Origin of the sequence: Helicobacter pylori (assembly GCF_003637665.1) — a bacterium.
In the GTDB taxonomy this organism is placed as follows: Bacteria; Campylobacterota; Campylobacteria; order Campylobacterales; family Helicobacteraceae; genus Helicobacter; species Helicobacter pylori_CK.
Genome location: NZ_MVWR01000017.1, coordinates 1 through 14053, shown reverse-complemented (window position 1 = coordinate 14053; position 14053 = coordinate 1). Strand labels below are relative to the sequence as shown.

Here is a 14053-nt window from a genome sequence, read left to right as displayed (position 1 = left end):
GGTTTCAGTCATAGGGAACGTGAGTTTGAGTCTGTTTTTAGCCTACGCTTTGATGAGCGTGAATTTATTGGAATTGTTAAAACTCGCTGTGCCGTTAGCGGTTATTTTGAGCGTTCAAGTGGCGGTTTTTGTTCTTTTTTTGGGGGTTTTTACCTTTTTGGGGTGTGGGGGGGGGGGGGGGGTAATATCTAGTCTATTAGCTTCAACAAAGCGTTGGAAAATGGGCGAATAAGAAGCACTATAAAACGCGCCTTGATCGGGGTTGTTTTCATCATAGGGTAAGTTATCGCTAAAGAGCCAAATTTGTGTAAGGTTATAAAAAATTTTGTTTTCGGGGTTTTCATAGCGTTGGATATGGCGAACTTTTTCTTCTTTAATGCCTTGTCCGGCGAAAGGCTGTTTAACTTCTATATTCACCAAAGGCAAGCCGTTGATAAAAAGGGTGATGTCAGGCCTAAAGGATTTGTAGGGTAATTCGGTCATCATTTCATAAAGATTGTTGTTAGGGTTATCAAAGTCTATGATTTGATACTCGCTTTTGAGCAAGTATTCATAAAAGCTTTTGCCCAAATCATCATAATTCAAGCGTTTTTTCATTTCAGCCAGCACATCTTGTGCGTTTTTAGTGGGGTTAGGGTTCAATCGCTCAAACGCTTGAGTGAAGCTATCGGTTAGAATATTGGTGGCGGTGTCTAGGTTAGGCTTATCTTTTTGAGAAATAAAGTTATAGCCCAACTTGGCTAAATGCATTAAGGCAGGGATTTGAACCCTTGTGATTTCATTGTATGGCATGCACACCCCTTTGATTTAAGGTTATTATTATAGTGTAAAAATAAAAATCATGGTTGTTTGAGCTGCATTTGCAATAACAAACAAGCTTTTTTAAGGAATTGTTTTAAGGTGTTTTGAGAGTGGTTGATAAAATTTGTAAGCTCATTTTCTTTAAGGTGCAATGAAACGATTAAAACGCTTTGTAAAATATGAGCGACACTCCCTTCAAATAAAATGCCTATAGTGGGGGTTTTAGCGCTGGCTGTTTGGCAAAACCCACTCAAGCTATCCACCCATTCAAATATTTCTTGCTTGGTTTTACAAGGCGTGTTTAAATGCGTGAAAAAACTTTCTTTAAAACTTATAAGATTTTTTTGTAAATTGTTTAAATCCTTAGCATGATTACTTCTAGGGCTAAACATGCTTTTAATGCGAACGATAGCGTCTTGTTTGTTGATTTGTTTCAATTTTACTTGAGAGTAATTAAGGCTAACAGCATGCTTGATTTTCGCCCCATAGCTTAAATTATAGATTTTTTTAGGCTTATAATAATGAAGGGCTTCTTCAATCCTTTCTTTAGAGAGCAAAAAAAGCGAGTCGCTAAAAGTTTCATAACCTTCAACATTACCCTCTACGCTGATTAAAGACGAAGTGTCAATTTCTTTTTCGTCCCCATAATAGGAATTTTGAGCGTGCTTTTTAAACCCTTTGATATAAGCGCAATCTAAAGCGCACAAATAAATTTCATCGCTCATCAAACCCGCTAAAGCCACCCCAGCATTACCCACAAAAGGCGCTGCGTATTCTATGCTTAAGGGGCTTATATACGCGCAAGCGCTCCCCCCGCGCATAAACATCAACGCTTCTTTAGCTAAATTAAAAGCGTTAGGATTGAGCATGTTCGCTCCCATTAAGGGGGTGTCTTCTAGGGGGGCGTTTTCTAAAACCTCCTTAAGATAATCTATGCGCTCCACTTCTATTTGAAAATCCACTTTAACGCCATGCGCTTTCAAAGGCTTTAAAGCGGTTCCGCATGAAAAAATGATGCAATTTTTTTCATTTTCTTTTAAAAAATCTAACAGCAAATCCAGGCTTGGCCCATTACCCACCACGCAAATGGGGGCGTTAATCTTTTTAGGTTTAATCTTTAGAGTTTGGTATAAGGGTAAGTTTTTGAGCGTGTTCTTTAGCCCTAGCAATTCGTCTTCAAAACTCCCCCAACCCCTTAAGGCTTGTTTGTAATAGCTTTGAATGTTTTCTTTCATGCGTGAATTAAAAGCGCTTTTATAGGGCATGATTTCTAGCTTTAAAAAAGAATGCGTGACAGGGCGTTTCAAAAAATCCATTTTCAATTCATTGGGGTTAAAAAACCCTTGAATAAAGAGTTTAGCCCCTTTTGTAATCAAATCTTCATAACGCGCAAAATAACAGCTGATCTTAAACAAATCTAAATTTTCTTCAAACAAATAAAGCGAATGGAAGCGGTAATTTTGAGCCTGTAAAATGGCCAAAAACAAGCCGTCTAAGACGCCATAAATCATGGTAGGGGGTAAGAATTTCTTTAAAGAGCAAGGCGCTTGATGATTGTCTAAAAAGTTTAAGATCGCATGCGTGGCTTTAAGGGTTAGGGGGAGTTTGGGGTTGTTTTGAGATTTTAAATAATGTAAAGAGAGGTGGTTATTGTCTAATGAGTATCTGGGATTATTCAAGGGGTTAGAAGCCATGTTGAAAGCGATTTCTATCATTTGATTTTCAGGGTAGCTTAAAGCGTTCGTGGGCGTGTGTAAGAGATTGAAGTGGTTTTTTTCAAAAAGCAATTGGTAATTTTTAAAAGGCGTATTGAGAGCATTAAAAAGATTAGGATTATAAGATTTGAAAAAAACTAAATTATCCCTAAAACGCTTTGAAATTTCTTTTTCTAAAAAGGGCACATCAAAAGATTCTAGGGCTTTTAAAAAGGGCATGTAATAGCCTTTTTCATCACACCCCTATGAGTCTTTTAAATCATTTTCTAAAAGTTGGGAAGCGAGGGCGATCTTTTTCAAAGAGATAAAATCTTGTTCGCTGTAGCGTTTGTTGTCATTCATTTTGTGGTAATAAGGGGCACTTAAATTTAGGGCTTTTTTCTCTAAATCTTGCTTGGTGGCGGTAGTTTGGATTTCAAAAAGATTTTGCGCGTCTTCTAAAGACATGGGGATTTCTATTGAATTGAAGCGTTCAAAATTATCATAGAGCTCGTTAAAATCTTGATTGTCTATCTGCAAAAACGCCCCCACATCTAAAAACAATTCTTTTTCTTTGCTATCTAATATCCCATCAGCATAGGCCAGTAACATCAGAAATTCCACTAATTTCAGGCGTTTGGTGTATTCCCCATGCGTGTGATCAGCGATTTCTTGGCATAAGGATTCAAAATTTTCTTTTTTATCCACAGGCTCATTAAGAAGCTCTTTAGCTAAATTTTGCTGATCGGTGTTTAAAGATCGCTCTAATTCATGGATAAAAAGCGTTCTTAAGGCGTTATCCAAAGCGTTTTTTTGAATGTCTAAAAACTTTAAAAGACGCATATACGCGCCAACTTGGGTTTGCTTGAATTTGTCTAGGGGGCTGGATTGCACCAACAAATAGGGGTCATTTTTCAAGTCGTATTCTTCGGTTTTGGTTTTAGGGTTTAGGGGGTTTTTCAAATATTCTTTGAGGGTGTTGTAAAAATAAAACAACACAACCGCCGCAACAATTAATAAAATGATTTCCATCTTTTTCCTTTATGAGTATTTTTTCATTTGTTCTTTAAGGTCTTGTTTTTGCCTGCTCTCTCGCTCTTTTTTGGCTTGATAAAGACGCATTTGCTCTTCTTTTTGCTTGTCTTGTAAGATCATTTTCCTCTCATGGTTTTTTTTAAGCCGTTCTATGTATTCTTCTCGTTTTTCTGGGTCTTGGAAACTCACAGGGCGGATGAAAAAAACAAACAAGATCAACACAAAAATCCCTATGGCAACCATCTCAGAGCCTTCGCCATTGAAAGCATACCAAAGCCCTCCCATCAAAGAAGCGAGCGCGAGTTTTAAAAAAGCGTTCATTTTAAATGAAAGTAACCTTGTGATAATGCGTATCAAGCCCTAAAGCTTGTGCGTTTTTTTCCCCCATAGCCATTAGCGCGATTTGAGGTAAAAATAAAGTGGGGGTGTTGTCATTATCTCTTTTATAAATCTTTGAAGCTTTTAAGCTTAAATTTTCAAAAGCGTAAAAAAGCCCTAAAGAATGCGCGATTAAAAAATCCGCCCCTAAATCAATCCCTAAATAGCGTAAATGCGCGCACTGGAGTAAGCCGCTTGCTTCATTGACTTCTAAAAGGGGGGCGTAATTTTGAAAAGACTCTAAAAAATGGGGGGCTTTTAAACGGATTTTATTGAAAAAATGATCGCTTTGTTTAATGCGGGAAAATTCAGCCCCCAAAAACGCCTCAAAAGGGCTTTTCAATTCCCATGCCAAAAATTCATTAACCCACTCATTAAGATAGACCACCTCAACGCTTTTTTCATAAACAAGCTGGTATTTTTTCAATTTTTCATTGACGGAGTCGATGATTTCAGGGTTGTTGTCTAAAACTTCTTTAGCATGCAAGATATTCAAATACGCATCTTCTTCGCAAAAAATGAGCGAAACGCCATTGGCTTTGGCTAGAGCCAGATTATACGCAGAAGCGGTGAGAAAATCATGCGTGCTTATAATCTTCCCATAATAGCCCCCATCATAACAAAAAGGCAGATCAATGATTTTTTGCCCCATTTTTTCTAAATAGAGCTTAGCGCTTTTTAGGAGCGATTGCGCGTTTAAATGCTTCGCATAAGCGTTAAAGAGCGCGCAAGTTTTAGGGGGGTTAGGCGTTTTAGGGGGGTTAGAGTTGTATTGAAAAAGGCTTAAAAGGTTTTTAGAAAAATCTTTCCATGGCTTGATTTTGGAATTGGTTAGGATTTCTTGCAATTCATAGATTTCATGGTCAATGTTGTCATCGTTTTTATAGAGGTAATGCGCCACGCTTAAAAAATTCATCACGCCGCTTTCAGGCTGAGAAATCATCTCTAATAACCGGTTGCGCTCTGTGGGGTAGCGCTTCATCAGCCATTTAACATACAAGAAAAAGCCATCGCCCAAATATTTAGGGTTTGTTTGGGGGTTGATAAAATTGATTTGAATAAACTTTTCTAATTCTTCTTTTTCGCCTTTAGTGATGTAGGGAATTTGTTTGAAAAAATCTTCATAGTTTTTTAAAACCGCCTTTTCATCAATCATTAAGTCTTTTAAAGCGTATCGTTTGGATAGGGGATCTAGCACCCACTCTTTAGAAAAAAACACTACCAAATCGCTCACTTTAGCGTCTTCAAACACCGCAATTTGGTTGATTTTAAGCGCGATATTTTCATTATAGCTCACGCCTTTGAGTTGTTTTAAAAGATCCAAAAGGTATTGATCTTCTTGGTATTCTAAAAAATAAGACTCATAAGCAGGGTTGTAATCTTTGTTGGTTTCAAAACGAAAGACTTTTACATGCAATTTCAAAACGCTCATCAATGATTCCTTTAGCTTTTGTGCAGATTTTCTAAAATCGCGCGGTTTTTGGAATTGGAAAAAAGGGCCTCTTTAGAATCCAACCATTCTTTAGACTCCCGCTCGTCTTTTCTTAACTCTTGTATGATTGGCTCTTCTTTTTGGAACAATTCAAGCGAATCGCAACGATTGAATAAAACGGCATTTTCATTTTTTTCTTTGACAAGGATTTGAATGATGCCAGGAAGTTTTACTTGAACCACGCTACCAATGTTATTAGGGCCAAACCCGGCTTCAAACTGCACGCTTTTTGCATCAATCATCAAGCTTTCTAAGGTGTATCCGGCTAAAACAAACAGCACTAACGCGCCGAATTTTTCATGAATTTCTTTAGGGAGCTTGGGGGAAAAATCAATCGCATCTCTTTCGCACAAAAGGTTGAAACTCAAATGGTTTTTGGACAGAAATTGCAAGTATTCAATGCAATGCTTGTTGTTTAAAAGCCTTAATTCTCTTTGCATGCGAGCAACCTTTCAAATTCTTCTAACAAATGACGCACCTCTTGCATGCCAATTTCCCAAAATTCTTTGCTATCAATGTCAAAGCCAAACATGGATACTAATTCTTTAGGGCTTTTTGACCCTCCTAAGCTCAAAAATTCCGTGTAAGTTTTAACAAACTCTTTAGCGTCGCTTTTTTTATAAAGCCCATAAAGTGCCAAAGTTAAAAGCTGTCCGTAACTATAAGCGTAGCAATAAAAAGGCGAATGGATAAAATGGGGGATATAGCTCCACCACAAATGGTAGTTTTTAGTGAGTTTCACGCTCTTTTCAAACATTCTTTGATTTTCTTCAAACCAGATTCGATCAAAATCTTTGGTGTCCAATTCTTCATCCATTTCATGGATTCTTCTTTCAAAATTAGTCATCACCACTTGCCTAAAAAGGGTAGAAAAAATATCTTCTAATTTGCCGGCCAGCATGAAAAGGAGTTCATCAGATTTTAAACCCTTTTTCAAATGCTCAAAAAACAGCATTTCAGAAAAGACAGAAGCGGTTTCTGCGGTGGTTAAGGGCGTATCCATGTTCAATACGCCCTGTTTTTTGGACAATTCTTGGTGGATCATATGCCCAAATTCATGAGCGATAGTGAAAGCGTCTCGGCGGTTTCCTGTGTAGTTTAACAACACATAAGGGTGAGCACTAGGCACCCCGCCATGGCTAAAAGCCCCGCCTTGCTTAAAGTCTTTAGGGTGTGAATCCACCCAGCCTTCTTTAATTGCTTTAGAAGCGATTTTGTGGAATTCAGGGCTAAAGGCTTTAAGGGTTTTAAGCACTTCTTCTAAAGCTTGAGAGTAAGTCATGGTAATGCTCTCATCGTTTAAAGGAGCGTAGCGGTCGTAATCTTTGAGTTTATGCCCTAAAATTTGCGCTTTTTGATGGTAGTAACGATGCACTAAGGAAAAATTAGCGTTCACAATCTCTATCATGCTATCCACGCTCTCTTGCGAGATCTGGTTGTCAATGTGGCGGAAACTCTCTTTTTTGTCGTATTTTCTTAGCCTGGTTTCAATGAGCAAATCTTTACGCACCATGTTTAAAATGTAAGTGAGCAAAGGGCGGGATTTTTCTAACGCTTTGCTGAAAGCTTTTTGAGATTTTTTACGGATCTTGCGTTTGGGGTTGTGCAAGAGGGCTAAAATTTCTTCCTCGCTTAAATTTTGCTCTTCAAAAGGGATTTTCAAAGAAGAAAAATGCTCATCAAAAAGACGGCTAAACGCGCCCACTCCCACAGGTGAAAGGGCTAGAGCGATCTTTTCTTCATCTAAATTTAGGGTGTGCTTTTTCCTTTCTATGAGATTGTTCAAATAAAAAGCATGGTCTTTGCATTTTTTAATGAAAGCGAGCTGTTTTTTAGCGTCTAAGTTCTTAAATTCAATTTCAAAGAATAAAAGGTGTTGTTGGATATTCGCGCAAACCATTTCGCATTGCGAATAAAACTTCGCTTCTTTAGTGTTCTTAGCAAAAAGTAATTGAGCGTAAGCCATCGCTCTAGAGATTTTTTCTGACAAATTTTCGTAATGTTTAAGAGCGTTGGCAAATTTTGTAGTGTCTAAATTCTTAAGGTTATTTTGATAAGCACTCTCAAATTCTTGTGCTTCTGTTTGTAAGGTTTTTAAAAATTCTTCTGCACTTTCTTTATTTTCAAATAAAGCACTTAAATCCCATTCTTGCTCTTTCATGAAAGCCCCTTTTGTTTAATAGTTTGAGTTCAATATGTTGGTATTTTAACATAACACTCACAATACAAGCAAACTTATCATTTGGTTTTTACGCAATTATTTTTTAGCCGGCTCATTTTCTTGGCTCTTTTGGTGCAAAATAAATTGAGCGATAGATTCTAGGTATTTTAAAATAAAAGGGGTTGCTAACATAGAAAAGACCACCATAAGGATAAGGAATTGATGGATGTCATTTTGAGCGATACTTAAGATATTTTTTTGGTGCAAAAAACCAAGAATCCCTTTTTTTTCTTGCAAATTAAAGAGCTGGTGCGAGCCTGAATTTAAAAAAATGACAAAAGAAAACTCCCCGATTTGCGCTAAAGAAAGGGCGGTTTTTATGGCAGTTTTAGAGTCTCTAAAAAAACGCAAAAGCGCATAAATGATAGCCGTCTTAAAACCCATCACTAAAATGAGCGAGAAAATGACTGCAAAGATCTTGTCTATAAAAAAACTAATATTAATTTGCATCCCTATCGTAATGAAAAAAAGGGCTAAGAAGAGGTTTTTTAATTGCGCAAATTCTTCTTGGACATTGATTTTATAGCGCGATTTAGAAATCGCCATGCCCACAATGAACGCTCCTAAAGACATAGAAAACCCAAAAAAATGGCTCAACCCTGCTGCGCTGCAAACAATCACTAAAATCGTGCCTATAAAAATTTCAGGCAAGCGCGTGTCTTTTGCTTGCTCTAAGATGAGATTAGCCCCTTTTTTTCCAGGCAATAACAAAAGAACTAAAATAATCCCCGCTGAAATAAGGGTTTTAAGAATGAGTAAATTAACATTAGAATCTTTACTGCCTAGAATCGTCAAAATTAAAAGCATGGGAATGGCTGCAATATCTTGGAAAATCAAAATCCCCACCGCGCTCTTTCCCATAGGCGTGCTAAGCTGTTTGGAATCTTCAAAGAATTTCAGCACAATAGCGGTTGAAGAGAGCGAAAGCCCCATGCCTAAAACAAGGGAAAAAATGGGTGAAAGACCCAAAATAAAATACCCCACTAAAAAAGCGATTAAAGCGCATAAAATCACTTGTAAAAGCCCAAAAACCAGCACTTCTTGTTTGATGGATTTGAGCTTGTCAAAATTAAACTCAATGCCTATCATAAACATTAAAAAGACGATACCAAATTCACCAATATCAGACAACAAATTAAAATCACTAATTTTAAAAAAAGCCGCCAAGACCGTTCCTGTGCAAATGTAACCAATGATAACCGGCATGTCTAATTTCTTTAAAAAGATTCCAAAGCCTACAGCAAGCCATAAGCCAGCAATAACAATATAAAGTGTGCTGTTTTCCATAAAAACCTTTCCCCAGTAGAATCAATTTGTTTTAAAGAAATAAAAGCGAAACTATCCTATTAAATTGATCCATTAAATAACACTATTGAATAAAATAATATCTATTAAAAATATATAAGTAATTTATTATTTAAATCTTACTAAACCCATATTCAAACGCCAACACCAAACACCCTGTTTAGTAAAATAAAAATTAAAACGCTAGGATTATACTGCGTTAAGGCAAACTTTCTATTTATGAAAAAGATTTTTGAACCCCAACCTTTTAAGAGTTGGCTAGGGTTTAATTTGATGAAGAAGAGCGAATGAAAGAACGGATTAAAAAGTAAAGACATAATCCACATACCAAGAATAGTAGCGGATAAGCCCTACATCTTTACTGCCCTGATTAACCATAGGGAATTTCACGCCCGCTTCAAACGCGCTGCGATCCCCAACACGCATTCTTCCGCCTAAATTCCATAAGAATTGGAATCTGGTTTGATTGACATCATAAGGGAACATCCAAGTGTTTCCGGCTAATTGAACGCCACCGATGAGACCTAGAGCGAATTTATCCAAAGGAATGAGATTGACAATCAAATCGCCACCGCCACCATAGGTGAGCAAATTGGTTTTGGTGTGTTCAGTCCCTGAAGTGTTAAACCAGTCTAAAAAGCCATACACCCTAGCCCCAAACCATTTATTGGCAAAGCCTACAAAACCTAATTTGAAATTCAAACCATAAAGATCATTGCCATGGCGCCAATCAGAGTAATTGCTGTTATAAGGGCCATAACGACCTTGCTGATAACCCGCACCCATAAAAAACCCATTCACTTCGCCAGCCAGCGCTAAACTCGTGCTCAAGCTTAAAATACAAGCAATTCTTTTAATCATAATAAATCCTTCTTGTTGAATTAAAGTTACACCCTAAGATCGGTTATTTTTCTAAAAGATTTAATTTTTTATCAAAGATGAGGGTTTTAGAGTGAAAATATTGATTAAATCATGGATAAGTGGGATACACCCACCAACAAACCGCCTCAAATTTTTAAAATACAAATTTTTAAGATACAAATAGGTATAATCACTAACTTCAATTTAATCAAAGGGAGTTCTATGAAAAATACTTTCAAAGCGTTTGCCTTTTTAATCGTATTTTTTTCAAGCGCTCTATTAGCGCAGGATTTAAAAATCGCTGCTGCTGCTAATCTCACACGCGCTTTAAAAGCCCTTGTTAAAGAATTTCAAAAAGAACACCCCAAAGACGCTATTAGAATTAGTTTTAATTCTTCAGGCAAACTCTACGCTCAAATCACTCAAAACGCCCCTTTTGATTTATTCATTTCAGCAGATATTACTAGACCTAAAAAGCTTCATGATGAAAAAATAACCCCTTTTAAAGAAGAAGTCTATGCTAAAGGCGTGTTGGTTTTATGGAGTGAAGATCTAAAAATGGATTCTTTAGAAATTCTTAAAGACCCTAAAATTAAATATATCGCTATGGCTAATCCTAAACTAGCCCCCTATGGAAAAGCCAGTATGGAAGTCTTAGATCATTTAAAACTCACTTCTAGTCTTAAATCTAAAATCGTTTATGGCGCTTCTATTTCTCAAGCCCATCAATTTGTCGCTACTAAAAACGCTCAAATAGGCTTTGGAGCGTTATCCTTGATGGATAAAAAAGATAAAAACCTCTCTTATTTCATCATTGATAAAGCCCTTTATAACCCTATTGAACAAGCCTTGATTACCACTAAAAATGGGGCTAATAACCCTTTAGCCAAAGTCTTTAAAGATTTTTTATTCAGCCCTAAAGCTAGAGCTATTTTTAAAGAATACGGCTATATTGTGGATTAAAACGCATAAAAAAGGCGAACAATGGATCATGAGTTTTTGATTACCATGCGTTTGAGCTTTTCTTTAGCTTTGATTACCACCCTTATTTTACTCCCTATAGGGATTTTTTTAGGCTATTTTTTAAGCCTTAAACGCAATCTTTTAACGAGTTTAACAGAAACGCTTGTGTATATGCCTTTAGTTTTACCCCCAAGCGTGCTAGGGTTTTATCTTCTTTTAATTTTTTCGCCTTCTTCTTTTTTGGGAGCGTTTTTACAAGATGTTTTCAACATGAAACTCGTTTTTAGTTTTCAAGGGCTTATTTTAGGGAGCGTGATTTTTTCCTTACCCTTTATGGTAAGCCCTATTAAAAGTGCGTTAATTTCCTTGCCCACTTCTTTAAAAGAAGCCAGTTATAGCTTGGGTAAAGGGGAATATTACACCCTTTTTTTTGTCCTACTCCCTAACATCAAACCCAGTGTGTTGATGGCTATCATCACAACTTTTACGCACACTATAGGCGAATTTGGCGTGGTGATGATGCTTGGGGGTGATATATTAGGGGAAACAAGAGTGGCTAGTATTGCGATTTTTAACGAAACTGAAGCACTCAATTACCCTAAAGCCCACCAATACGCCTTAACGCTCACGCTTATCAGTTTTAGCCTCTTATTTGTTACCCTATTTTTAAATAAAAAACAAAGCTCGTTTTTATGATAAAAGCGCGGTTTAAAAAACGCCTTTTAGGATCTAGGGGCGCGTTTGATTTGAATATAGACTTAGAAATTAAAGAAGCAGAAGTTGTGGCTTTATTAGGAGAATCGGGAGCGGGTAAAAGCACGATTTTACGCATTTTAGCGGGGCTTGAAGCGGTGAGTAGCGGCTATATTGAAGTCAATCGTTCAGTGTGGCTAGACACTCAAAAAAAGATTTTTTTAAAACCGCAACAACGAAAAATCGGCTTTGTGTTTCAAGATTACGCTCTATTCCCGCATTTAAATGTATATCAAAACATCGCCTTTGCTCACCCTAAAGATACAAATAAAATCCACGAAGTGTTACGCTTAATGCGTTTAGAAAATCTAAGCCAGCAAAAAACTTCTCAACTCTCTGGCGGGCAAGCCCAACGAGTCGCTTTAGCAAGAGCTTTAATCGCAGCCAAGAATTTATTACTTTTAGATGAGCCTTTAAACGCCCTAGATAACGCCTTAAAAAACGAAGTGCAACAAGGTTTGCTTGAATTTGTTAAGCGTGAAAATTTAAGCGTGTTATTGGTGAGTCATAACCCCAATGAAATAACCAAACTCGCGCAAACTTTCCTCTTTTTAAACAATGGCGTTATTGATTCTAATCAAGAAAATCGGCTTTTTTCAAACCGCTTATTGATAAAACCTCTCTTTGAAGATGAAAATTATTGCCATTATGAGGTCATTCCTCAAACGATCAGTTTGCCCAAAGATTGTCTGAATCCAACTTTTAAGCTTGATTTCAATCAAAACAAAAAATTTTAGAAATATTTTTTCATTTTCCTCTTAAAACCCTCTTATTTTTCAAAAGGAGTTGTTTATAACAACCGCTAAAATCAAACTCTTTTATTTTAATACCCAATGAAAACAGAGCCAATTTTTTAGTTTTTCAAAAACTTTTCTATTCTTTTGACGCTCTCTGTTTTGCCTAAAATAAAAAGCGCTTCTTTAAGGCCTATCCCGCCCCCCTTACCCAAAAGGGCTAATCTTAAAGGCTGCATGAAACTACCCGCTTTAATCTTTTCTTCTTCAATGATTTGGTGCATGGCGTTTTCTAGCGCACTTTCATCGTTGAAATTGACCTTATTTAATTCCAGCTTAAACTTTTCTAACAAGGGCATGACGAGCGCTTGATTGAGTTTTTTAAAAACCTTTTCTTCATACTCTATAGGAGCGGTTAAAACCTCATCTATTTTAAGGGCTAATTCTTTTAAGGTTTGAGATCTTTCTTTGAGGGCGTCCAACAAGCGATTTAATTGAGCGGGGTTTAAATGAGAAAGATCGCTAAAACTAAAAGGCTTTAAAAGCTTTAATAATTCCTGCGCGCTTTGGTTTTTTAAATAGTGAGCGTTGAGCCAATTAAGCTTGTGCCAGCTGAAGCAACTGGGCGAAGAATTCAAATCTTTAGGGTCAAAACATTCCAATAATTCTTGCATGCTAAAAATCTCTTTATCTTGATAGCTCCACCCCAAACGCGCTAAAAAATTCACTAAAGCTTCCTTAAGATAGCCCCTTTCTTGATAGTCCATCACATTAGTGGCCCCATGGCGTTTGCTTAATTTTTGCCCTTCTTCATTCAAAATCATCGGCACATGGAAAAAATTAGGGATTTTAAAATTCAAAGCCTTATAGAGAACGATTTGTTTAGGGGTGTTAGAAAGGTGATCATCGCCTCTAATCACATCAGTAATCCCCATTAAAGCGTCATCAATGGTAACCACAAAATTATAAGTGGGGACTCCATCGCTCCTGGCGATAATAAAATCGTCTAATTCGTTAGTATTCACTCTCACCTCGCCTTTAACCCCGTCGTTAAAAACAATGATTTCATTTTGCGGGACTTTAATCCTTACCACAGGCTCTATGCCTTTAGGGGGCGTGCCTTTAAAATCACGATAACGATTGTCATAGCGTGGGGTCTCTTTCCTGGCCTTTTGCTCTTCTCTCAAGGCGTCCAACTCATCTTTGCTCATGTAGCAATAATAGGCTTTGTCTTCGTCTAAGAGTTTTTGAATGTATTCTTTATAAATCTCAAAGCGTTTGGATTGGTAGAGGATTTCTCCATCGTATTCTAGCCCTACCCATTTGAAAGCCTCTATAATGGCGTTAGCCGCTTCTATGGAGTTACGGCTCAAATCCGTGTCTTCAATGCGTAAAAAAAACTTTCCTTGATTGGCTCGTGCAAAAAGATAATTAAAAATGGCTGTCCTTAAGCCTCCTATGTGGAGATAGCCAGTGGGCGATGGAGCGAAGCGCGTAACGATCAAACTCATTATTCTAACCTTAAAAATAAAATGCTCTTATTGTATTCAAAAATGGCTTAAAAATGGTTTCACTTTTTTCTATTAAAATTAGTGTATCATTGAGATTATTTTTAATAGGATCACCCATGCAATTTCAAAAAACCTTATTTCCTTTATCTTTACCCTTATTATTTTTATCTTTTTGTATCGCTGAAGAAAATGGGGCGTATGCGAGCGTGGGTTTTGAATATTCCATTAGTCATGCCGTTGAGCATAATAACCCCTTTTTAAATCAAGAACGCATCCAAATAATTTCTAACGCTCAAAACCAAATC

The 14053-nt window shown here is 37.0% G+C and carries 14 protein-coding genes and 2 pseudogenes; 5 read left to right on the top strand and 11 right to left on the bottom strand.

What is annotated here, in order from left to right:
- Nucleotides 1-169 (top strand): annotated as a pseudogene (locus EAL49_RS08505) (sodium/glutamate symporter); the annotation flags it as partial.
- Here EAL49_RS08505 and EAL49_RS08025 read toward each other — a convergent pair.
- From EAL49_RS08025 to EAL49_RS07980, 10 genes are all read right to left on the bottom strand, one after another.
- Entirely contained in the window at nucleotides 115-792 is a 678-nt protein-coding gene (locus EAL49_RS08025) for a type I restriction endonuclease (RefSeq protein WP_120829732.1), read from the bottom strand. The pseudogene EAL49_RS08505 and the gene EAL49_RS08025 sit on opposite strands and share 55 nt — an antisense overlap.
- A gap of 47 nt (nucleotides 793-839) precedes the next feature.
- Nucleotides 840-2735, bottom strand: a complete 1896-nt coding sequence (locus EAL49_RS08020; protein ID WP_120829731.1) for a motility associated factor glycosyltransferase family protein — start codon at nucleotides 2733-2735, stop codon at nucleotides 840-842.
- A 24-nt stretch (nucleotides 2736-2759) separates the two neighbouring features.
- Complete coding sequence (locus tag EAL49_RS08015) at nucleotides 2760-3527, bottom strand: TerB family tellurite resistance protein (protein ID WP_120829730.1); 768 nt, start codon at nucleotides 3525-3527, stop codon at nucleotides 2760-2762.
- A gap of 9 nt (nucleotides 3528-3536) precedes the next feature.
- Nucleotides 3537-3851, bottom strand: coding sequence for a hypothetical protein (locus EAL49_RS08010; RefSeq protein ID WP_001865361.1), 315 nt, complete (start codon nucleotides 3849-3851; stop codon nucleotides 3537-3539).
- Nucleotide 3852: 1 nt separating this feature from the next.
- Entirely contained in the window at nucleotides 3853-5340 is a 1488-nt protein-coding gene (locus EAL49_RS08005; RefSeq protein WP_120829729.1) for a DUF5644 domain-containing protein, read from the bottom strand.
- 11 nt (nucleotides 5341-5351) lie between these two features.
- On the bottom strand, nucleotides 5352-5840 hold the full coding sequence (locus tag EAL49_RS08000) for a hypothetical protein (protein ID WP_120829728.1): 489 nt from the start codon (nucleotides 5838-5840) through the stop codon (nucleotides 5352-5354).
- Nucleotides 5825-7561: a M3 family oligoendopeptidase gene (locus tag EAL49_RS07995; RefSeq protein ID WP_120829727.1), complete on the bottom strand. Its 1737-nt coding sequence runs from the start codon at nucleotides 7559-7561 to the stop codon at nucleotides 5825-5827. Before EAL49_RS07995 ends, EAL49_RS08000 begins: the two co-directional genes overlap by 16 nt.
- Before the next feature lie 96 nt (nucleotides 7562-7657).
- On the bottom strand, nucleotides 7658-8908 hold the full coding sequence (locus EAL49_RS07990) for a cation:proton antiporter (RefSeq protein WP_120829726.1): 1251 nt from the start codon (nucleotides 8906-8908) through the stop codon (nucleotides 7658-7660).
- A 152-nt stretch (nucleotides 8909-9060) separates the two neighbouring features.
- On the bottom strand, nucleotides 9061-9243 hold the full coding sequence (locus EAL49_RS08500; protein ID WP_120829725.1) for a hypothetical protein: 183 nt from the start codon (nucleotides 9241-9243) through the stop codon (nucleotides 9061-9063).
- A complete protein-coding gene (locus tag EAL49_RS07980; RefSeq protein ID WP_000595790.1) occupies nucleotides 9227-9787 on the bottom strand; it encodes an outer membrane beta-barrel protein in 561 nt (186 codons plus the stop codon). Before EAL49_RS07980 ends, EAL49_RS08500 begins: the two co-directional genes overlap by 17 nt.
- Nucleotides 9788-10009: 222 nt before the next feature.
- Here EAL49_RS07980 and modA point away from each other — a divergent pair, with 222 nt between their 5' ends.
- The 3 genes from modA to EAL49_RS07960 are packed head-to-tail and all read left to right on the top strand — an operon-like array spanning nucleotide 10010 to nucleotide 12240.
- Nucleotides 10010-10750 (top strand): molybdate ABC transporter substrate-binding protein, encoded by a 741-nt coding sequence (modA, locus tag EAL49_RS07970; RefSeq protein ID WP_120829724.1) that lies wholly within the window; start codon nucleotides 10010-10012, stop codon nucleotides 10748-10750.
- Between the two features lie 21 nt (nucleotides 10751-10771).
- Entirely contained in the window at nucleotides 10772-11446 is a 675-nt protein-coding gene (gene modB / locus EAL49_RS07965; RefSeq protein ID WP_120829723.1) for a molybdate ABC transporter permease subunit, read from the top strand.
- Nucleotides 11443-12240: an ATP-binding cassette domain-containing protein gene (locus EAL49_RS07960; protein ID WP_120829722.1), complete on the top strand. Its 798-nt coding sequence runs from the start codon at nucleotides 11443-11445 to the stop codon at nucleotides 12238-12240. Before modB ends, EAL49_RS07960 begins: the two co-directional genes overlap by 4 nt.
- Before the next feature lie 116 nt (nucleotides 12241-12356).
- Here the strand turns inward: EAL49_RS07960 and gltX are convergent, their stop codons facing one another.
- Complete coding sequence (gene gltX / locus EAL49_RS07955; protein WP_120829721.1) at nucleotides 12357-13748, bottom strand: glutamate--tRNA ligase; 1392 nt, start codon at nucleotides 13746-13748, stop codon at nucleotides 12357-12359.
- 116 nt (nucleotides 13749-13864) lie between these two features.
- On the opposite strand from gltX, the pseudogene EAL49_RS07950 reads away from it, so the two are divergent.
- Nucleotides 13865-14053, top strand: a pseudogene (locus EAL49_RS07950) (hypothetical protein); the annotation flags it as partial.